Annotated in this window: 19 protein-coding genes; 13 read left to right on the forward strand and 6 right to left on the reverse strand. The window is 71.5% G+C overall.

All coding sequences use genetic code 11. The features are described 5' to 3' along the window. Positions 1-13 precede the first annotated feature (13 nt). Genes ACE1OC_RS32815 through ACE1OC_RS32830 form a run of 4 tightly spaced genes read right to left on the reverse strand, consistent with a single transcriptional unit; the run spans position 14 to position 3612 of the window. Entirely contained in the window at positions 14-646 is a 633-nt protein-coding gene (locus tag ACE1OC_RS32815; protein WP_266959181.1) for a response regulator, read from the reverse strand. Positions 647-659: 13 nt separating this feature from the next. Next, positions 660-1880, reverse strand: coding sequence for a sensor histidine kinase (locus tag ACE1OC_RS32820; protein WP_407840027.1), 1221 nt, complete (start codon positions 1878-1880; stop codon positions 660-662). Continuing rightward, positions 1856-2737 (reverse strand): ABC transporter permease, encoded by an 882-nt coding sequence (locus tag ACE1OC_RS32825; protein ID WP_407840028.1) that lies wholly within the window; start codon positions 2735-2737, stop codon positions 1856-1858. The genes ACE1OC_RS32820 and ACE1OC_RS32825 overlap by 25 nt, the downstream gene beginning before the upstream one ends. Further along, positions 2734-3612, reverse strand: coding sequence for an ABC transporter ATP-binding protein (locus tag ACE1OC_RS32830; protein WP_407840029.1), 879 nt, complete (start codon positions 3610-3612; stop codon positions 2734-2736). The genes ACE1OC_RS32825 and ACE1OC_RS32830 overlap by 4 nt, the downstream gene beginning before the upstream one ends. A 136-nt stretch (positions 3613-3748) precedes the next feature. On the opposite strand from ACE1OC_RS32830, the gene ACE1OC_RS32835 reads away from it, so the two are divergent. The 3 genes from ACE1OC_RS32835 (at position 3749) to ACE1OC_RS32845 (ending at position 6643) form a co-directional block, all read left to right on the forward strand. Next, positions 3749-4369, forward strand: a complete 621-nt coding sequence (locus tag ACE1OC_RS32835) for a vitamin K epoxide reductase family protein (RefSeq protein WP_407840030.1) — start codon at positions 3749-3751, stop codon at positions 4367-4369. Positions 4370-4422: 53 nt separating this feature from the next. Continuing rightward, positions 4423-5778, forward strand: coding sequence for a replication-associated recombination protein A (locus ACE1OC_RS32840; RefSeq protein WP_407840031.1), 1356 nt, complete (start codon positions 4423-4425; stop codon positions 5776-5778). A 157-nt stretch (positions 5779-5935) separates the two neighbouring features. Continuing rightward, positions 5936-6643 carry an HNH endonuclease family protein gene (locus tag ACE1OC_RS32845; protein WP_407840032.1) on the forward strand — a complete coding sequence of 236 codons (708 nt, stop codon included), beginning with the start codon at positions 5936-5938 and terminating at the stop codon, positions 6641-6643. 12 nt (positions 6644-6655) lie between these two features. Here the strand turns inward: ACE1OC_RS32845 and ACE1OC_RS32850 are convergent, their stop codons facing one another. After that, a complete protein-coding gene (locus ACE1OC_RS32850) occupies positions 6656-7546 on the reverse strand; it encodes a DUF2470 domain-containing protein (protein ID WP_407840033.1) in 891 nt (296 codons plus the stop codon). Positions 7547-7601: 55 nt separating this feature from the next. Here ACE1OC_RS32850 and rpsD point away from each other — a divergent pair, with 55 nt between their 5' ends. After that, entirely contained in the window at positions 7602-8213 is a 612-nt protein-coding gene (gene rpsD / locus ACE1OC_RS32855) for a 30S ribosomal protein S4 (RefSeq protein WP_008740451.1), read from the forward strand. 38 nt (positions 8214-8251) lie between these two features. Here rpsD and ACE1OC_RS32860 read toward each other — a convergent pair whose 3' ends face one another. Continuing rightward, positions 8252-10519, reverse strand: coding sequence for an ATP-binding protein (locus tag ACE1OC_RS32860; RefSeq protein WP_407840034.1), 2268 nt, complete (start codon positions 10517-10519; stop codon positions 8252-8254). Between the two features lie 169 nt (positions 10520-10688). Between ACE1OC_RS32860 and ACE1OC_RS32865 the strand changes: the two genes are divergently transcribed. The 9 genes from ACE1OC_RS32865 to aroB all read left to right on the forward strand — a co-directional run bounded on the left by ACE1OC_RS32865 (position 10689) and on the right by aroB (position 20281). Further along, a complete protein-coding gene (locus ACE1OC_RS32865; RefSeq protein WP_407840035.1) occupies positions 10689-11129 on the forward strand; it encodes a DUF948 domain-containing protein in 441 nt (146 codons plus the stop codon). An 8-nt stretch (positions 11130-11137) separates the two neighbouring features. After that, positions 11138-11482: a DUF6167 family protein gene (locus tag ACE1OC_RS32870; RefSeq protein WP_266959190.1), complete on the forward strand. Its 345-nt coding sequence runs from the start codon at positions 11138-11140 to the stop codon at positions 11480-11482. Beyond that, positions 11482-14151 (forward strand): alanine--tRNA ligase, encoded by a 2670-nt coding sequence (gene alaS / locus ACE1OC_RS32875; RefSeq protein WP_407840036.1) that lies wholly within the window; start codon positions 11482-11484, stop codon positions 14149-14151. Before ACE1OC_RS32870 ends, alaS begins: the two co-directional genes overlap by 1 nt. 2 nt (positions 14152-14153) lie before the next feature. Next, positions 14154-14624: a Holliday junction resolvase RuvX gene (ruvX, locus tag ACE1OC_RS32880; RefSeq protein ID WP_243334308.1), complete on the forward strand. Its 471-nt coding sequence runs from the start codon at positions 14154-14156 to the stop codon at positions 14622-14624. A gap of 127 nt (positions 14625-14751) precedes the next feature. Then, positions 14752-16467, forward strand: a complete 1716-nt coding sequence (mltG, locus tag ACE1OC_RS32885) for an endolytic transglycosylase MltG (RefSeq protein ID WP_407840037.1) — start codon at positions 14752-14754, stop codon at positions 16465-16467. Positions 16468-16473: 6 nt separating this feature from the next. Next, entirely contained in the window at positions 16474-17301 is an 828-nt protein-coding gene (locus ACE1OC_RS32890; protein WP_407840038.1) for a shikimate dehydrogenase, read from the forward strand. 180 nt (positions 17302-17481) lie between these two features. After that, positions 17482-18666 carry a chorismate synthase gene (gene aroC / locus ACE1OC_RS32895; protein ID WP_407840039.1) on the forward strand — a complete coding sequence of 395 codons (1185 nt, stop codon included), beginning with the start codon at positions 17482-17484 and terminating at the stop codon, positions 18664-18666. Between the two features lie 44 nt (positions 18667-18710). Next, positions 18711-19193 carry a shikimate kinase gene (locus tag ACE1OC_RS32900; RefSeq protein WP_407841752.1) on the forward strand — a complete coding sequence of 161 codons (483 nt, stop codon included), beginning with the start codon at positions 18711-18713 and terminating at the stop codon, positions 19191-19193. After that, a complete protein-coding gene (gene aroB / locus ACE1OC_RS32905) occupies positions 19190-20281 on the forward strand; it encodes a 3-dehydroquinate synthase (RefSeq protein ID WP_274547928.1) in 1092 nt (363 codons plus the stop codon). Before ACE1OC_RS32900 ends, aroB begins: the two co-directional genes overlap by 4 nt. Position 20282: the final 1 nt, after the last annotated feature.

Genomic DNA, 20282 nt, shown 5'->3' on the forward strand with positions numbered 1-20282 from the left:
GCTGCGGTTGCCGTTACAGCAAGCCGTGCCGCATGGCCGTCGTCACCGCCGCCGTGCGGTCCGTGACCTCCAGCTTTCCGAAGATGCGCAGCATGTGCGTCTTGACCGTGGACTCCGCCACGAACAGGCGGCGGCCGATCTCGGCATTGGTGGCGCCCTCGGCGACCAGGCGGAGCACCGCCACCTCGCGCTCCGAGAGCCGCGGCAGCGACGGGCGGGTGCGGAGCCGGTCGACCAGGCGGCCGGCCACCGTCGGGGCGAGGACCGTCTCGCCGCGCACGGCCGCCCGGACCGCGGCCGCCAGTTCCGCCCGCGCCATGTCCTTCAGCAGGTAGCCCGCCGCCCCCGCCTCCACCGCCCGCAGGATGTCCCGGTCCTCCTCGTACGTGGTCAGCACCACCACCCGTACCGGCAGCCGGGCCGCCGTGATGCGGGCGATCGATTCGACTCCGTCGCCTCCCGGCATCCGCAGGTCCATCAGGATCAGGTCCAGGCCGCCTTCGGGGACCAGCCGCGCGGCCAGTGCCTCGGCCTGGGGGCCGTTCGAGGCCTCCGCGACGACCTCCAGGTCCGGTTCGGCGCTGAGCATGCCGCGCAGCCCCTCCCGTACCACCGGGTGGTCGTCGGCCAGCAGGATGCGGATCATCTCGTACGGCTCCTCAGCGGATCGGGAGGGTGACGGTGACGGTGGTGCCGGCCGAGGCGGCGCTGTCGACCGCCGCGGTGCCGCCCACCTCGGCCGCGCGGGCGAACAGGCCCCGCAGGCCGTAGCCCGGTGCGGGGGCCGCCGGGTCGAAGCCCCGGCCGGTGTCCCGGACGGTGAGGGTCAGTTCGGAACTGCCGTAGGCGAGGGACACCGCGCAGCGCGCCCGCGGTCCGGCGTGCTTGGCGGCGTTCGACAGGGACTCCTGGCAGGACCGCAGGGCCACCACCTCCAGGACCGCGGCCAGCGGCCGGACCTCCCCGGTCACCGAGACCGCCGCCGGCGGATCGTGCCGGGCCGCGAGGCGCCGTACCGCGTCGGGCAGCGAACCGCCGTCGAGATCCGCGGGCGCGCCGCCCGCCACCAGTGCGCGGGCCTCGGCCAGGTTCTGCCGTGCGGTGACGGCCATCAGCTCCAGATGGTGCCGGGCCCGCTCCGGATCGGTGTCCAGCTCCGACTGCACGGCCTGTACGAGCATCAGCAGACTGGTGAAGCCCTGGGCGAGGGTGTCGTGGATCTCGCGGGACATGCGTTCCCTTTCGGCGTGGGCGCCGCGTTCGGCGGAGAGCCGGGCCACCTCCTCCCGGCTGGCGTCGAGTTCCGCGATGAGGGAGGCCCGGCCCTCGCTCTGCTCGATGATCCGGACGGTCCAGGCACCGAAGAAGGCGGAGAAGGCGAAGGTGACGAGCGCGCTGATCGCGCTCACGAAGACGTGGCTCCCCTCCGGCCGCCACACCAGCGCCCAGCCGGCCACCGGCAGGAGCGACACCAGGCCCACCGCGCCGATCGCGCGCCGCAGGGGCAGCAGCATGAAGCACTGCGGGGCGAGGGCGAAGGTGATCAGCCGGGTCTCGCCGACGAGGGAGGCGGCCGGCAGGAAGAGGGCCAGCGCCACACCCAGGTAGCGGGCGGACGAGCGCGGTTCGGCGCCGGGCACTTGCACGAGCAGCGGGCGTCCGGCGCGGAGGAACCAGGGGACCAGGAGGGCGAGCAGGCTCACGGCGAGGACCCGGTACGGCAGCGCGGGGAAGTCCGCGCCGAGGACGAAGGCCGCGGTCGCTACCCACACGACCGCGAAGTAGAGGATCCACGGCCCGAACGCGCGGTCCCAGACGTGGGACTCGCGCGCCCCGGCCGCCTCGGCGAAGGCGCTCAGCCGTCTCGGCGGTTCTTCCACTTGAAGGTCATCAGACACAGGACCAGACCCCCCACGACCCAGGCACCCAGGACCAGCGCGACCCGCCCATACTCCCAGCCGCCGGCCTGTTCGAGAACGGCCGCGGATTCCGGCAGGAACACCCCCCGCAGCCCCTGGCACATCCACTTGAGCGGGAACAGCGCACCGATGTTCAGCAGCCAGTCCGGGATCTGGTGGACCGGGATGAAGACGCCCGAGACGAACTGCAGGATCAGGAACGGCAGGACCACGACCGAGCTGGCGCTCTTGCCGGACTTGGGCAGGCTGCTGATGGCGATGCCGAGCAGGGCGCAGCCGGCCAGCCCCAGGACGAAGATCCAGGCGAAGGTCAGCCACTTGGAGGCGGACGTCGGCAGATCGAGGTCGAACAAGGTGGAGCCGACCAGCAGCAGGATCGCGGTCTCGGCGAGGCCGGTGGCCAGCACCATCCACACTTTGCCGAGGAAGTACGCCGCCGGCGGCATCGGGGTCCCGCGCAGCCGGCGCAGCACCTTCTCGTCGCGTTCGACGGCGATGGAGATGCCGAGGGACTGGAAGCTGGTGGACATGATGCCGGCGGCGACCATGCCGGCCGCGTACATCTGGGAGGCGGTGACCCCGGTGCCCTCCATGCCCTCGCTGAAGATCGACGCGAAGAGCGCGAGGAAGACGATGGGGAAGGCGAAGGTGAAGATCACCGCGTCGCGCTGGCGGACGAACTGCCGGATCTCCAGCACTCCGCGGCTCACACCGAGGGACCAGGCGCCGGGCAGCGCCCCGGCCCCGCCCGTGCCCGTGCCCGTGCCCGCGCGCGTCCGCGTGCCCGTGGTCTTGCCCGTACCGGTCTCCGTGCTCATCGGGACTCCTCCTGCCGCGTCGTGTTCCGGTCGAGCTGGCCCGTGAGGCGCAGGTACACGTCCTCCAGGGTGGGGCGGGTGATCCTCAGGTCCGGGACCTCCCCGTCGAAGCGGGCCGCCAGCTCGGCGACCGTCCGGGTGGGCGTCTCGGTGGCGGCGCTGCGCGGGCTGCCGTCCCGGTCCGTCCACTCGACGGTGGCGCCGGTCCCGAGCCGGGCGCGCAGCGCGGCCGGTTCGCCCTCGGCCACGACCTTGCCGCGGGCGATGACCGCGAGCCGGTCGGCGAGGGCCTCGGCCTCCTCCAGGTAGTGGGTGGTGAGGACGATGGTGGTGCCCGCGTCGGACAGCAGCCGGATCAGGTCCCAGAACTGCCGCCGGGCCGCCGGGTCGAAGCCGGTCGTGGGCTCGTCCAGGAGCAGCAGTTCGGGGTCGCCGATCACCCCGAGCGCCACGTCGAGGCGGCGCCGCTGCCCGCCGGAGAGGCTCTTGAGCCGGTGGCCGCGCTTGTCCTCCAGGCCGACCAGGGCGATCACCTCGGCCGGATCGCGCGGGGCCGGGTAGTAGCGGGCGAAGTGCTCGACCGTCTCCCGTACCGTCAGTTCGGCGGGCGCCGACTCGTCCTGCCAGACGATGCCGACGCGCGAGCGCCAGGCCCGGCCGGCGGTCGCGGGGTCCGCGCCGAGGACGAGCACCTCGCCGCCGTCCCGCTCCCGGTGCCCCTGGAGTATTTCCACCGTGGTGCTCTTGCCGGCGCCGTTGGGCCCCAGGAGGCCGAAGACCTCGCCCCGCCGGATCGTCAGGTCCAGTCCGTCCACCGCGGTGACTTCGCCGTACTGCTTGCGGAGCCCCCGTACTTCCACCGCGTTCTGTGTCATGCCTCCCATGGTGTGGCGGAAGCCCGTCCACCGGTCCCCCCGTGCGTACCTCCCGCTGTCCGTCGAACGGTGGACAGCCGTCGGGTACGGCACAATGGCCGGTGCTTGGTGACCTTGCAGATGTGGAGCGGGCGGGATGACGACACGAGGGACCGATACGGACACCGCCGAGCCGCGGACGGCCGTCGGCGGCAGCCGGGCGCTCGCCCTGCTGCTGGTGATCACGGGAGCCGCGGGACTGCTCGCCGCCTGGGTCATCACGATCGACAAGTTCAAGCTGCTGGAGGACCCGAACTTCACCCCGGGCTGCAGCCTCAACCCGATCGTCTCCTGCGGCAACATCATGAAGAGCGACCAGGCGTCGGTCTTCGGCTTCCCGAACCCGATGCTGGGGCTGGTCGCCTACGGCATGGTCGTGTGCGTCGGCATGAGCCTGCTCGCACGGGCGCGCTTTCCCCGCTGGTACTGGCTCACCCTGAACGCCGGGATGCTCTTCGGAGTCGGCTTCTGCACCTGGCTGATGTACCAGTCGCTCTACACCATCAACTCCCTGTGCCTGTGGTGCTGCCTGGCCTGGGTCGCCACCATCGTCATGTTCTGGTACGTCACCTCGCACAACGTCCGCAACCGGCTGCTGCCGGCCCCCGGCTGGCTGCGCGCCCTCTTCGACGAGTTCACCTGGGTGCTGCCCGTCCTGCACATCGGGATCATCGGCATGCTGATCCTGACCCGCTGGTGGGACTTCTGGACCTCCTGAACCCGGCCGGCCGGGCGGGCGGGAGTGTCGGTGGCCTCGCATAGGCTTCCGGTGTGGAACCAGACCTCTTCACCGCAGCCGCCGAAGACCGCCAGGCGAAGGACCCCTCCAGTTCTCCGCTCGCCGTCCGGATGCGCCCGCGCACCCTGGACGAGGTCGTCGGTCAGCAGCACCTGCTGAAGCCCGGCTCCCCGCTCAGGCGGCTCGTCGGGGACGGGGCGGGCGGTCCCGCCGGAGCCTCCTCGGTGATCCTCTGGGGCCCGCCGGGCATCGGGAAGACCACGCTCGCGTACGTGGTGAGCCAGGCGACGAAGAAGCGGTTCGTCGAGCTGTCCGCGATCACCGCCGGCGTGAAGGAAGTACGGGCCGTCATCGAGGGCGCCAAGCGGGCAGCCGGCGGATACGGCAAGGACACGGTCCTCTTCCTCGACGAGATCCACCGCTTCAGCAAGGCGCAGCAGGACTCGCTGCTGCCGGCCGTGGAGAACCGCTGGGTCACGCTGATCGCCGCGACCACGGAGAACCCGTACTTCTCGATCATCTCCCCGCTGCTGTCGCGCTCGCTGCTGCTGACGCTGGAACCGCTGACGGACGAGGACCTGAGCGCCCTGATGCACCGGGCGCTGACGGAGGAGCGGGGCCTCGGCGGCGCGGTCACCCTGCCGGCGGACGCGGAGGCGCACCTGCTGCGGATCGCCGGCGGCGACGCACGGCGCGCGCTGACGGCGCTGGAGGCGGGGGCGGGCTCGGCGATCGCCAAGGGCGAGCCCGAGATCACCCTCCAGACGGTGGAGGAGGCCGTCGACCGGGCCGCGGTGAAGTACGACCGAGACGGCGACCAGCACTACGACGTGGCCAGCGCGCTGATCAAGTCGATCCGGGGCTCGGACGTGGACGCGGCGCTGCACTATCTGGCGCGCATGATCGAAGCGGGGGAGGACCCCCGGTTCATCGCCCGCCGGCTGATGATCTCGGCGAGCGAGGACATCGGGTTGGCCGATCCGACGGCCCTGCCCCTCGCGGTGGCGGCCGCCCAGGCGGTGGCGATGATCGGCTTCCCGGAGGCCTCGCTCACGCTGTCGCACGTGACGATCGCGCTGGCGCTGGCCCCGAAGTCGAACACCGCGACGACGGCGATCGGCGCGGCGCTGGCCGATGTCCGGGCGGGACTGGCGGGGACCGTGCCGGCGCACCTCCGGGACGGGCACTACAAGGGGGCGGCGAAGCTGGGGCACGCGGTGGGGTACGTGTACCCGCACGACGTGCCCGGCGCGATTGCTGCGCAGCAGTACGCGCCCGATGCGGTGCACGGCAAGCGGTACTACGAGCCCACCCGGTACGGGGCCGAAGCCCGCTACGCGGACGTGGTGGAAAAGGTCCGCGAGCGGCTCCGGGGCGCCGGGTCGTAACCTGCGGCGCCGTTCCCGGGGTCCGGGGCGGAGCCCGGGGCCGGGAGGTCAGGGCGGAGCCCTGGGAACGGTGGAAGGGCGGGTAGGGGACAGGGCCCCGCGCAGCGGCCTCGTGTCGGCGTCGCGGGGCGGGGAAGCCGGGCCTAGGCTCCGTCGCATGGGACGTCCCGCTCCGCTCATCGCAGTGACGGCAGTACTGCTGCTCAGTGGGTGCCACCACGGAGGCGGCGACAGGGCGCAGGCCAGCGCCGCCGCACTCGTCGCCCAGGTCCCCCTCGCGAGCGCCGGGTTCCCGCCGGCCCCGGCCACCGCCAAGGCGCAGCTGGGGAAGCTCAAGGTCGAGTGGGGCAAGAACTGGGAGACGTACAAGCGCGAGAACTTCGGCAAGTACTGGTCCGACGAGACCGACGCCATCGGCGGCCGCAACGGGTGCGACACCCGCGACGACGTCCTGCGCCGGGACCTCCGGGAGCTGCGCGAGGGCGACAGGAACCCCTGCGTCGTGCTCTCCGGAGTGCTGAAGGACCCGTACACGGGGAAGGAGCTCCCCTATTACTACCGCCGCGCCTCGCAGATCCAGACCGACCACGTCGTCGCCCTCGGCGCCGCATGGCGCGGGGGCGCGTACGCCTGGACCCCGCAGCGGCGCCTGGAGTACGCCAACGACCTGGACGTGCTGCTCGCCGTGGACAAGCAGACGAACTACGACAAGAGCAGCAAGACCGCGGACAAGTGGAAGCCGCCCCAGAAGGGCTACTGGTGCGAGTACGCGCGGCGGTACACCGGGATCAAGGCGAAGTACGGGCTCTCCGTGACCCCGCCGGAGAAGCAGGCGCTGGAGGAGATGCTCGGCACCTGCCCGTAGCCGGTCAGCCGGTCAGCCGGCGAACAGGGTGCTCATGGCCCGGCGCAGGCCGCAGACGTCGGTCACCGGCTCCGGGAAGTCGAAGCGGGCGTCGAAGGCGGTGGCGCCGCGGATGAAGCGCACGCGCAGGCCGAGCCGGTCCAGGGCGAGGGGGACCGCGGTCAGGTCGGCCGTCTCCCGGGTGCCCAGCAGTCCGCACAGATCACCCATCCGGTCTCGGTGCGAAGAGGCCAGGTGCTGGAGGAGCTCCGTCTCGTGGGCCACCATCGGGTCGGGCTCGGCCGCGGCCAGCAGCTCCGGGTCCACGTGTTCGGCGCCCCACAGGTCGTCCACCGAGATCTCGCCGACCTCCAGGCGCAGCAGCATCCACGCGGGCCGGCCGGTGGGCGTGGCGTCGAGCGACTCGGTCAGGCCGAGGAGCTCTCCGACCGGGTGCCGCTCCGCCAGCAGCGCCGCGCAGGCCGCCCGGTCGGCGGCTCCGCGCACCGGCGTGAGCCACCCGGCGAGCCAGGCGCGGCCTCGGATACGATGGGGCACGGACACCGGCGCCACATCCGTGATCTCGATCACGGCGGTGAGGTCGTCGTCCTGGGCGTGAGCGGCTGCCCTGGCAGCCGCGGATTCCCCTGATACCAGGAGAATCACGTCCCCGTCCGGGGTGACGGTCCTTGCGGCCGGCAGCCCTGTCCCGAACTCCCCCTGGTCAAGAGCACCGGGGAGCGTGAGGGATACTGAGGCGTTGGACTCTACGAGGGTTCGTACGCGTTCGGCTCCGGTGAGCTGCCGAACGCCTTCCCTGGGACGCGGCTGACCTTGCTTATCGTCGCCGAAAGCAGATCCTGTTTCGTTTGGATCTGAACTTCGGTGCGCACTGGGCAGGGGGATCCCATGTGGTCGAGACATTACGTCCTCCTCGCTAAGGTAAGCCTCACCTAACTTACATGGAGGTAGGTTCCACGTGAACCAGAAGCGACCCAAGGTCAAGAAGTCGCGTGCCCTCGGCATTGCGCTGACCCCGAAGGCCGTCAAGTACTTCGAGGCCCGCCCCTACCCGCCGGGCGAGCACGGCCGTGGCCGCAAGCAGAACTCGGACTACAAGGTTCGTCTGCTGGAGAAGCAGCGTCTGCGCGCTCAGTACGACATCTCTGAGCGTCAGATGGCCCGCGCGTACGACCGCGCCAAGAAGGCCGAAGGCAAGACGGGCGAGGCGCTGGTCGTCGAGCTCGAGCGTCGCCTCGACGCCCTGGTTCTGCGTTCGGGCATCGCCCGCACCATCTACCAGGCTCGCCAGATGGTCGTTCACGGCCACATCGAGGTCAACGGCGACAAGGTCGACAAGCCGTCGTTCCGCGTCCGTCCGGACGACGTCATCACGGTGCGCGAGCGCAGCCGCGAGAAGGTTCCGTTCCAGGTTGCCCGTGAGGGTGGCTACGCAGGCGAGGGCGAAACCCCGCGTTACCTGCAGGTCAACCTGAAGGCCCTGGCCTTCCGCCTGGACCGCGACCCGAACCGCAAGGAAATCCCGGTCATCTGCGACGAGCAGCTCGTCGTCGAGTACTACGCCCGCTGATCCAGCAGTACCAGCGGACGTAGCCCTCACAGGCTGGTTCAGCCCGCCGGTTCCCCCTCGGGGGAGCCGGCGGGTTTCCTGCTTTTCGCCCCCGGGTGCACCATCGGCCGCTCCGCCCGCTCGGTCGCGCCGCGCGGCCTCGGCAGCGGTCCCGCCGGCACGGGGGCCGGCTCCGGTCCCCGCAGGGCGCGCTCCACGAGGGCGCCCAGGGGCAGGGTCCGGCCGTGCCGGGCGCAGGACGCGTACCGCTCGGCGCCCAGCAGTTCGCCCGCCCGCTCCTGGCACATCAGCCGCGGTGCGTTGAAGTACCCCGAGCCGAACAGCCGCATCCCCACCCCGTCCCACAGGGGCTCCGCCGCGCCCTGCAGGACCGCCGCCTCCGCCGGATGCCCCTCGGCCACCGTGACCAGCGCGAGCAGCTCCACCGCCAGCACCAGCCCGACGAGATCGCGGAAGGTGTGGTTGATGGCCACGCACTCGGCCAGCAGCCGCCGCGCCTCGGCCGTGCCCCCGGCGTCCAGCGCCGCGTACGCCAGGACGTACAGGGCGTACGCCTTGGTCCAGCGCTCCCCGCGCTCCTCGCAGATGTCCCGGACCTCCCGGCACAGGGAGAGCGCGCCCGCCAGATCCCCCTGGAAGGCCAGCGCCATCGCCAGTTCCACCTGGCACATCAGCACGTTGCTGTTGAGCTCCCCGGCCTCCCGGTAGCGCTCCAGCGCCGAGCCCAGCAGTTCCCCGGCCCGGGGCATGTCGTCCGAGATCAGTGCCAGACAGCCCATCCGGTGCACGGCGTACGCGCCCGCCACCGGGTTCTCGCTCCGCGCGGCCCCGTCCCGGCACTCGTACAGCGCGCTCATCGAGGCCACCGAGTCGCCCTGCAGGGCCGCGACGTACCCGAGCACCCACAGCGCCTTCAGCCGGGAGCTCTCGTACTCCGGCCCGGCGAGCCCGAGATCACCCTCCAGGGTCCGGTCCAGCCAGTGCCGGCCCTCCGTGAGCCGGCCGCAGCCGGCCCAGAAGAACCACAGGGTGCCCGCCAGGTACTGGCCCAGGTGGATCTCCTCCGGCTCGTCCAGGCAGCACTCCAGGGCGAGCCGGAGGTTCGGCAGTTCCGCCTCCACCAGCGCGGCCACCTCCTCCTGGCGCGGACTGAACCAGTCCAGCTCGCACCAGGTCGCCAGCCCCATGTACCAGTCCCGGTGCCGGCGCCGCAGCCGCCGGGCGTCGCCCAGCGACTCCAGCCAGCCCGCCCCGTAGATCCGTACGCTCTCCAGCATCCGGTAGCGGACCCCGGCCGCCGTCTCCTCCCGGACCAGCAGGGACTGCCCCAGCAGCTCCCCGACCAGGTCCAGCACCGAATCCACCGGCAGGTCGGGCCCCGCACACACGTACTCGGCGGCGTCCAGGTCGAACTGCCCGGCGAACACCGAGAGCCGCGCCCACAGCAGCCGCTCCCCGGCCGTGCACAGCTCGTGGCTCCAGCCGATCGCCGTGCGCAGCGCTCGGTGCCGGGGCAGCGCGCCGCGCGAGCCGCCCGTCAGCAGGGCGAAGCGGTCCTCCAGCCGGGACAGCACCTGCTCCGGCGACAGGGTGCGCAGCCGGCCCGCCGCCAGCTCCAGCGCCAGCGGCAGGCCGTCGAGGCGGGCGCACAGCTCGGCCAGCACCGCCCGGTTGGCCTCCGTCAGGGCGAAGGCCGGATCGGCCGCCGAGGTGCGCTCGATCAGCAGGGCCAGGGCCTCCTCCGGATCCAGTGGGGCGAGCGGCCAGGACAGCTCCCCGTCGAGGGTCAGCGGGCGCCGGCCGGCGGCGAGCACGCGAAGGCCGGGGGAGCGGCGCAGGAGGTCCCGTACGAGGTCCGCGGTCTCGTCGACCAGTTGCTCGAAGCCGTCCAGGACCAGCAGCAGCCGCCGCTCGGCCAGGTGCTCGGCCAGGACCGTCCGGGGCGGCCTCGTGGTGTGGTCGGTCAGCCCGAGCGCCTCGGCGAGCGTCAGCTCCAGCAGCGCCGGATCCCGTACGGAGGCCAGCTCGGCCAGCCACACCCCGTCGAAGTAGCGTTCCTGCGCCGGATCGGCGGGGCCGCTCGCGTCGGAAGGGCGGACGGGACCGGCCGCCGCGTCGGCGGCCGCCCTGGCCGCCGTCAGTACCAGGCGGGTCTTGCCCACGCCGCCCGCGCCGGTCACCGTGACCAGCCGCGAGGCGTCCAGCAGCCGCCCCAACTCGGAAAGTTCCCCGCCCCGCCCGACAAAGCCGCTCAGGTCCGAGGGAAGATTGCCCGGCGTCCTTCGTGGAATGGGTCTTTGTCGCATGGGACACGGAGCGTACTGGTCCGCATGCGCTGCGTACAAGGCGGGTCCGTCCCGGGCGCCCGGCAGGGGTGGCGCCCCGGATTTCCGGTACTGCGGCGGATCTCCGGCGCGATAGGGTCGGAGGACGACTTTTTCGCTTGGTGATCAATCTGTAGAGAGCGGTGTGAACGTGTCCGGTGGAGAGGTGGCCGGGATCCTCGTGGCCGTCTTCTGGGCCATCCTGGTCTCGTTCCTCGCCGTGGTGCTGGTGAGGCTGGCCCAGGTGCTCAAGGCGACCACCAAGCTGGTGGCCGACGTGACCGAGCAGGCCGTCCCGCTGCTCGCGGACGCCTCCACCACCGTCCGCTCCGCCCGCACCCAGCTCGACCGGGTCGACGCCATCGCGAGCGACGTACAGGAAGTCACCTCCAACGCCTCCGCGCTGTCCTCCACCGTGGCGTCCACCTTCGGCGGCCCGCTCGTCAAGGTCGCCGCCTTCGGCTACGGCGTCCGCAAGGCGCTGGGCAAGGGCGGCGCGACCCCGCAGGAAGCGCCGGGCAAGACCTCCCGACGGACCGTGATCGTCGGCCGTACGGTGCCGGCGGCCCGGCGCCGGAAGCAGAAGGGCTGAGATCTCCGATGTTCCGCCGAGCCTTCTGGTTCACCGCCGGCGCAGCCGCCGGCGTGTGGGCCACCACCAAGGTCAACCGGCAGCTCAAGAAGCTGACGCCGGAGAGCCTCGCCGCCCAGGCCGCCGACAAGGCGATCGAGGCGGGCCACCGCCTCAAGGACTTCGCCCTCGACGTCAAGTCGGGAATGTCGCAGCGCGAGGACGAGCTGAACGACGCACTGGGACTCCACCAGGATCCCGACCTGCCCGCCAATGTCACCGCCCTTCCCGGGCCGCGGCGGCTGCGGGCCATCGAGCAGGACCAGAACGACCCAACCACACAGTTTTCGTACAACCGGAATGAGGACCACTGATGGAGTCGGCTGAAATCCGCCGCCGCTGGCTGAGCTTCTTCGAGGAGCGCGGTCACACCGTTGTCCCTTCGGCGTCGCTCATCGCGGACGACCCGACTCTGCTGCTGGTGCCCGCGGGCATGGTGCCGTTCAAGCCGTACTTCCTCGGCGAGGTCAAGCCGCCCGCGGCCACGCTCACCAGCGTGCAGAAGTGCGTCCGTACGCCGGACATCGAAGAGGTCGGCAAGACCACCCGCCACGGCACGTTCTTCCAGATGTGCGGCAACTTCTCCTTCGGCGACTACTTCAAGGAAGGCGCCATCAAGTACGCCTGGGAGCTGCTCACCAGCTCCGTGGCGGACGGTGGCTACGGCCTGGAGCCCGAGAAGCTCTGGATCACGGTCTACCTCGACGACGACGAGGCCGAGGCCATCTGGCGCGACGTCGTCGGCGTCCCGCAGGAGCGCATCCAGCGCCTGGGCAAGAAGGACAACTTCTGGTCCATGGGCGTCCCGGGCCCCTGCGGTCCCTGCTCGGAGATCAACTACGACCGCGGCCCCGAGTTCGGCGTCGAGGGCGGCCCCGCCGTCAACGACGAGCGCTACGTGGAGATCTGGAACCTGGTCTTCATGCAGTACGAGCGCGGCGCCGGCGACGGGAAGGAAGACTTCCCGATCCTCGGCGACCTGCCGTCGAAGAACATCGACACCGGTCTCGGCCTCGAGCGCCTCGCCATGATCCTGCAGGGCGTACAGAACATGTACGAGACCGACACCCTGCGCGTGGTCATGGACAAGGCCACCGAGCTGACCGGCGTGCAGTACGGCGCCGAGCAGGGCACGGACGTCTCGCTGCGCGTGGTCGCCGACCACATCCGCACCTCGACCATGCTCATCGGCGACGGCGTCACCCCCGGCAACGAGGGCCGCGGCTACGTGCTGCGCCGCATCATGCGCCGCGCCATCCGCAACATGCGCCTCATGGGCGCCACCGGTCCGGTCGTCCAGGACCTGGTCAACGTGGTCATCGAGACCATGGGCCAGCAGTACCCGGAGCTCGTGACCGACCGCAAGCGCATCGAGACCGTCGCGCTCGCCGAAGAGGCCGCCTTCCTCAAGGCCATCAAGGGCGGCACGAACATCCTCGACACCGCCGTCAGCGAGACCAAGGCCGCTGGCGGCACGGTCCTGGCCGGCGACAAGGCGTTCCTGCTCCACGACACCTGGGGCTTCCCGATCGACCTCACCCTGGAGATGGCCGCAGAGCAGGGCCTCGCCGTGGACGAGCCCGGCTTCCGCCGCCTGATGCAGGAGCAGCGGGACCGGGCCAAGGCCGACGCCAAGGCCAAGAAGACCGGCCACGCGGACATGTCCGCCTACCGGGAGATCGCCGACGGCTCCGGCGCCACCGAGTTCACCGGCTACGCCACCAACCAGGGCGAGTCCACCATCGTCGGCCTCCTGGTCAACGGCGTCTCCGCGCCCGCCGCCTCCGAGGGCGACGAGGTCGAGGTCGTCCTGGACCGCACCCCCTTCTACGCCGAGGGCGGCGGCCAGCTCGCCGACCAGGGCCGCATCAAGCTCGACTCGGGCGCCGTCATCGTCGTCCGCGACGTGCAGCAGCCGGTCCCGGGCGTCTCCGTGCACAAGGGCTCCGTCCAGGTCGGCGAGGTGACGGTGGGCGCCTCCGCGTACGCCGCCATCGACATCCAGCGCCGCCGGGCCATCGCCCGCGCCCACTCGGCCACGCACCTGACGCACCAGGCCCTGCGCGACGCCCTCGGCCCGACGGCCGCCCAGGCCGGTTCCGAGAACTCGCCCGGCCGCTTCCGCTTCGACTTCGGCTCGCCGAACGCCGTCCCCGGCTCGGTCCTCACCGACGTCGAGCACAAGATCAACGACGTGCTCTCGCGCGAGCTCGAGGTCACCGCCGAGATCATGAGCATCGACGAGGCGAAGAAGCAGGGCGCCATCGCCGAGTTCGGCGAGAAGTACGGCGAGCGCGTGCGCGTCGTGACCATCGGCGACTTCTCCAAGGAGCTGTGCGGCGGCACGCACGTCGGCAACACCGCCCAGCTGGGCCTGGTGAAGCTGCTCGGGGAGTCCTCCATCGGCTCCGGCGTGCGCCGCGTCGAGGCCCTCGTCGGCGTGGACGCGTACAACTTCCTCGCCAAGGAGCACACGGTCGTCGCCCAGCTCCAGGAGCTGGTCAAGGGCCGTCCGGAGGAGCTGCCGGAGAAGATCGCCTCCATGCTCGGCAAGCTGAAGGACGCCGAGAAGGAGATCGAGAAGTTCCGCGCGGAGAAGGTCCTCCAGGCCGCCGCCGGTCTCGCCGCGGGCGCCCAGGACATCAAGGGCGTCGCCCTCGTCGTGGGCACCGTCCCGGACGGCACCGGCGCCGACGACCTGCGCAAGCTGGTCCTCGACGTCCGCGGCCGCATCCAGGGCGACCGCCCGGCCGTCGTGGCCCTGTTCACCACGGCGAACGACCGCCCGCTGACCGTCATCGCCACCAACGAGGCCGCCCGCGAGCGCGGTCTCAAGGCCGGCGACCTGGTCCGTACGGCCGCCAAGACCCTCGGTGGCGGCGGTGGCGGCAAGCCGGACGTGGCCCAGGGCGGTGGCCAGAACCCGGCCGCCATCCCCGAGGCCATCGCCGCGGTCGAGCGCCTCGTCGTAGAGACGGTCTGAAGATGACACTGCGCCGCGGCCGCCGTCTGGCCATCGATGTCGGTGACGCCCGGATCGGGGTCGCCTCGTGCGACCCCGATGGGGTGTTGGCCACACCGGTGGAGACCGTTCCGGGCCGGGACATCCCCTTCGCCCACCGGCGGCTGCGGCAGCTCGTCGCGGAGTACGAGCCCATCGAGGTGGTGGTCGGTCTGCCCCGCTCGCTCAGCGGGCGGGAGGGGCCGGCCGCGGCCAAGTGCCGCGCCTTCGCCACGGAACTCGCCAAGGGCATCAAGCCCGTGACGGTCCGTCTGGTGGACGAGCGGATGACCACGGTCACCGCCGCCCAGGGCCTGCGGGCCTCGGGAAAGAACGCGAAGAAGAGCCGGTCGGTCATCGATCAGGCGGCCGCCGTGGTGATCCTTCAGAACGCTCTGGAGACCGAACGGGTATCAGGTAATCCGCCCGGTGAGTGCGTCGAAGTGGTTGTCTGATCGCGATACGGTAACGTTCCGCGCGATGTGACGGCATTCGAACAGCCGTCGCCCATCAGAAGAGGCGGAACCGTGTGTCGCGGCAGACGGAGTCGCGGCCAACGCCCTGCGGCGCGCTAGGGGATCGATGACTGAGTATGGCCGGGGCCCTGGCCCCGAACCGTGGCACCCCGAGGACCCGCAGTACGGGGACCAGGGGTGGACCGGGCACGAGGCCCAGCAGGGTCAGATGCCCTACGTCGGCGACCCGCAGCAGTACCAGCAGGAGCCTCAGCAGGCCTATTACCAGCAGCAGGGCCAGTACCCCCAGGCCCAGCAGATGCCGTACCAGCAGCAGCAACAGCAGCAGCAGGTGCCGTATCCCCAGCACCCGCAGCAGTACCAGCAGCACCCGCAGCACCAGGACTCGTACGGCGGTCAGGGCCAGGTCTGGGACACCGGGCAGGGCCACTACGCCGGGGTCCCGCAGGCCGCCGACCCGTACGCGGGCGCGGATCCGTACGCGCAGCAGCAGACGAGCGGCTACCCCGGCGAGGCCCCCGACCTCTACGGCACCCCCGAGGCCTTCCCGCCGCCGCGGCCCCCGAGCCAGCGGCACCTCGACACCGAGGAGGACTGGCAGGAGGAGGACTCCAGGGCCGACCAGGCCGCGGACACCTTCCTCGCCGGCGGAGACGGTGGTGAGGACGACGGTGACGGCGACGACAACGGTCGCGGCGGCCGCAGGTCGGGCCGCTCCGGCGGCGGCCAGCCGAAGAAGCGCAGCGGCATGGCCTGCCTCATCGCGGCCGTGGTCATCGTCGGCGTGCTCGGCGGTGGCGGCTACTACGGCTACAGCTACATCAAGGACAAGTTCGGCGCGGCCGAGGACTTCGCGGGCGACGGCATCGACGAGACCGTCGACGTGGAGATCCCCAAGGGCGCGGGCCTGGGCCAGATGGGCCGCATCCTGAAGGATGCGGGCGTCGTCGCGAGCGCCCAGGCGTTCGTGGACGCAGCGAGCGCCCGGCCCGAGGGCAAGTCGATCCAGCCCGGCATCTATCCGATGAAGAAGAAGATGTCGGCGGCCGCCGCGGTCACGGTCATGACCGACCCCTCGAAGCTGCACGTCCTCACGATCTCCGAGGGCATGCGCAACAGCACGGTCTACGACGCGATCGACAAGAAGCTCGAGAAGCCGGCCGGCACCACCAAGGACATCGCCTTCAAGCAGGCCAAGACCCTCGGCCTGCCGGCCTGGGCGAACAACGACCCGAAGATCATGGACCCCCTCGAGGGCTTCCTGTACCCGATGCGCTACGACCTGACCAAGGACAGCACCCCCGAGTCGCTGCTCAAGCAGATGGTCAAGAACGCGACGGACAAGTACACGGAGCTCGGGGTCGAGGGCAAAGCCAAGGAACTGGGCCTGGACAACCCGCTCCAGGTGATCACGGTCGCCAGCCTCGTCAACGCCGAGGGCAAGAACCACGACGACTTCCGGAAGATGTCCGAAGTGGTTTACAACCGCCTGAAGAAGACCAACGACGTCACGAACCGGAAGATCGAGTTCGACTCGACGTACAACTACGTCAAGAACCAGAGCGAGATCAACTTCAACAGCGCGGAAGCCAAGGCCTTCGTCCACCCCTACAACACGCACAACGTGGCGGGGCTGCCCCCGGGCCCGATCGGGAACCCCGGCCTGGACGCGCTGAACGGTACGCTCAACCCGGACCACGGCGGCTGGATGTTCTTCGTGGCGGTCGACGAGAACAAGACGACCTTCACCAAGACGTTCGACGAGCACCTCAAGCTCGTGGCCGAGTTCCAGGCACGGCAGAAGCAGAAGAACGGCGGGTAGCAGGACATGTCACGGATACGGGCCGCGGTGCTGGGTTCTCCCATCGAGCACTCCCTCTCGCCGGTGCTGCACCGCGCCGCGTACCAGGAGCTCGGCCTCGGGGAACGGTCGTACGACCGCTTCGAGATCGACGAGGCCGCGCTCCCCGGTTTCCTGGCACAGCTCGGCCCCGAGTGGGCCGGGCTGTCGCTGACCATGCCGCTCAAGCGGGCGATCATCCCGCTGCTCGACGAGATCAGCGACACGGCCGCCTCCGTGGAGACGGTCAACACCGTCGTCTTCACCGAGGACGGCCGCAAGGTCGGTGACAACACCGACATCCCCGGCCTGCTCGCCGCGCTGGGCGAGCAGGGAGTCCAGAAGGTGGAGTCCGCCGCCGTCCTCGGCGCGGGCGCCACCGCCTCCTCGGCGCTCGCCGCACTGGCGCGGATCTGCACCGGCGAGGTGACCGCGTACGTACGCTCCGAGGCGCGGGCCGCGGAGATGCGCGAGTGGGGCGAGCGGCTCGGCGTGGACGTCCGTACGGCCGACTGGTCGCGGGCGGCCGAGGCGCTGGCCGCGCCGCTGGTCATCGCCACCACCCCGGCCGGGGCCACGGACGAGCTGGCCGCCTCCGTGCCCGCCGCCGCGGGCACCCTCTTCGACGTCCTGTACGACCCCTGGCCCACGCCCCTGGCGGCGGCCTGGACGCACCGGGGCGGCAAGCTCCTCGGCGGCCTCGACCTCCTGGTCCACCAGGCGGTCCTCCAGGTCGAGCTGATGACCGGCTGCCCCACCGCCCCCCTCGCGGCCATGCGCGCCGCGGGCGAGGCGGCGCTGCGCGCCCGCCACTGAGCGGGACCGCAGACGACTTCTAGATCCACAGCTCACCCGCGAGCCGGGGTGCGCCGCCGTCCGATAGCTGGACCGAGGGCGGTGTACGGGCCCGGACATGGGAGGATCGGGTGAAGGCGGGTCCGGGCCGCGCACCCGATCGCGCCATCGATGAATCAGGCGCGAGCACGAGGAGCATCGTTGAGCAGGTTGCGTTGGCTGACGGCCGGGGAATCTCACGGCCCGGCTCTGGTAGCGACGCTGGAGGGGCTTCCCGCCGGCGTCCCGGTCACCACAGAGCTGGTGGCCGAACACCTGGCCCGGCGTCGGCTCGGCTACGGCCGCGGTGCCCGGATGAAGTTCGAGCAGGACGAGATCACCATCCTCGGCGGTGTGCGCCACGGCCTGTCACAGGGCGGCCCGGTCGCCGTGATGATCGGCAACAGCGAGTGGCCCAAGTGGGAGACCGTGATGTCGGCCGACCCGGTCGACCCCTCGCTCCTCAAGGAGACCGGCCGCAACGCCGCGTTGACCCGCCCCCGCCCCGGCCACGCCGACCTCGCGGGCATGCAGAAGTACGGCTTCTCGGAGGCCCGGCCGATCCTGGAGCGCGCCAGCGCCCGGGAGACCGCCGCCCGCGTCGCCCTCGGCGCCGTCGCCCGCTCCTTCATCAAGGAGGTGGCCGGCATCGAGATCGTCTCCCACGTCGTGGAGCTGGCCGCCGCCAAGGCCCCGTACGGCGTGCTGCCGACCCCCGCCGACGTCGAGAAGCTCGACGCCGACCCGGTGCGCTGCCTGGACGCCGACGCGTCGAAGCAGATGGTCGCGGAGATCGACCAGGCCCACAAGGACGGCGACACCCTCGGCGGCGTCGTCGAGGTCCTCGCCTACGGCGTGCCCGTCGGCCTCGGCTCGCACGTGCACTGGGACCGCCGCCTCGACGCGCGCCTCGCGGCCGCGCTCATGGGCATCCAGGCCATCAAGGGTGTGGAGGTCGGCGACGGCTTCGACCTGGCCCGCGTGCCCGGCTCGCAGGCGCACGACGAGATCGTCTCCACCCCCGAGGGCCTCAAGCGGACCTCCGGCCGCTCCGGCGGCACCGAGGGCGGTCTGACCACCGGCGAACTGCTGCGCGTGCGCGCCGCGATGAAGCCGATCGCGACCGTGCCGAAGGCCCTCGCGACCGTGGACGTCGCCACCGGCGAGGCCACCGTCGCGCACCACCAGCGCTCCGACGTCTGTGCCGTGCCCGCCGCGGGCATCGTCGCCGAGGCCATGGTCGCCCTGGTGCTGGCCGACGCCGTCGTGGAGAAGTTCGGCGGCGACTCCGTCCCCGAGACCCGCCGCAACGTCCAGTCGTACCTCGACAACCTGCAGATCCGGTGACCGGCGCCCGTGCGACCGGACCCCTGGTGGTCCTCGTCGGCCCCATGGGGTCCGGCAAGTCCACCGTGGGCGAGCTGATCGCCCAGCGGCTCGGAGTCTCCTACCGGGACACCGACGCCGACATCGTGGCGGCCCAGGGCCGGGAGATCTCCGACATCTTCGTGGACGAGGGCGAACCGTACTTCCGTGAGCTGGAGCGGGAGGCGGTCGCCGCCGCCGTCGCCGGACACGAGGGAGTCCTCGCCCTCGGCGGAGGCGCCGTCCTCGACGAGAAGACGCGCGAACTGCTGACCGGGCTGCCCGTCGCCTACCTCTCGATGGACGTCGAGGAAGCCGTCAAGCGCGTGGGCCTCGGCGCCGCGCGCCCGCTGCTCGCCGTCAACCCGCGCCGCCAGTGGCGCGAGCTGATGGACGCCCGGCGCCCCCTGTACACCGAAGTCGCGCGCGTCGTGGTGGCCACCGACGACCGCACCCCCGAAGAGGTCGCCCAGGCGGTCCTCGACGCTCTGGAGTTGAAGAACGCATGACAGACCAGGTGACGCGGATCCAGGTCGGCGCGAGCGCCGGGCACGACGCGTACGAGGTGCTGGTCGGCCGGCAGCTGCTCGGCGAGCTCGGCTCCCTGATCGGTACGAAGGCCCAGCGGGTCGCCGTGATCCACCCCGAGGCCCTCGCCTCGACCGGTGAGGCCCTGCGGGACGACCTCGCCGCGCAGGGGTACGAGGCCATCGCCATCCAGGTGCCGAACGCCGAAGAGGCCAAGACGGTCGAGGTGATGGCGTACTGCTGGAAGGCGCTGGGCCAGTCCGGCTTCACCCGCAGCGACGCCATCGTCGGCGTCGGCGGGGGAGCCACGACCGACCTCGCGGGCTTCGTCGCGGCCTCCTGGCTGCGCGGGGTGCGCTGGGTCGCCGTCCCGACCACCATCCTGGCGATGGTGGACGCGGCCGTCGGCGGCAAGACCGGCATCAACACCGCCGAGGGCAAGAACCTCGTCGGTGCCTTCCACCCGCCGGCCGGTGTGCTCTGCGACCTGGCGGCGCTGGACTCGCTGCCGGTCAACGACTACGTCAGCGGTCTCGCCGAGATCATCAAGGCCGGATTCATCTCCGACCCGGTGATCCTCGACCTGATCGAGGCGGACCCCGAGGCGGCGCGCACGCCCGCCGGCCCGCACACGGCCGAGCTGATCTGCCGCTCCATCCAGGTCAAGGCCGACGTGGTCTCCAGCGACCTCAAGGAGTCGGGCCTGCGGGAGATCCTCAACTACGGGCACACGCTCGCGCACGCCATCGAGAAGAACGAGCGCTACAAGTGGCGCCACGGCGCGGCCGTCTCGATCGGCATGGTCTTCGCCGCCGAACTGGGCCGGCTCGCGGGCCGGCTCGACGACGCGACCGCGGACCGGCACAAGGCCGTCCTCGCCTCGGTGGGGCTGCCGCTGACCTACCGCGGCGACCAGTGGCCCAAGCTGCTGGAGACCATGAAGCTCGACAAGAAGTCCCGGGGCGACCTGCTGCGCTTCATCGTCCTGGACGGGCTGGCGAAGCCGACCGTCCTGGAGGGTCCCGACCCGGCCGTCCTCGTGGCGGCCTTCGGCGAGGTCGCTGCCTGAG

Source organism: Streptomyces stoeckheimensis (assembly GCF_045822005.1).
In the GTDB taxonomy this organism is placed as follows: domain Bacteria; phylum Actinomycetota; class Actinomycetes; order Streptomycetales; family Streptomycetaceae; genus Streptomyces; species Streptomyces stoeckheimensis.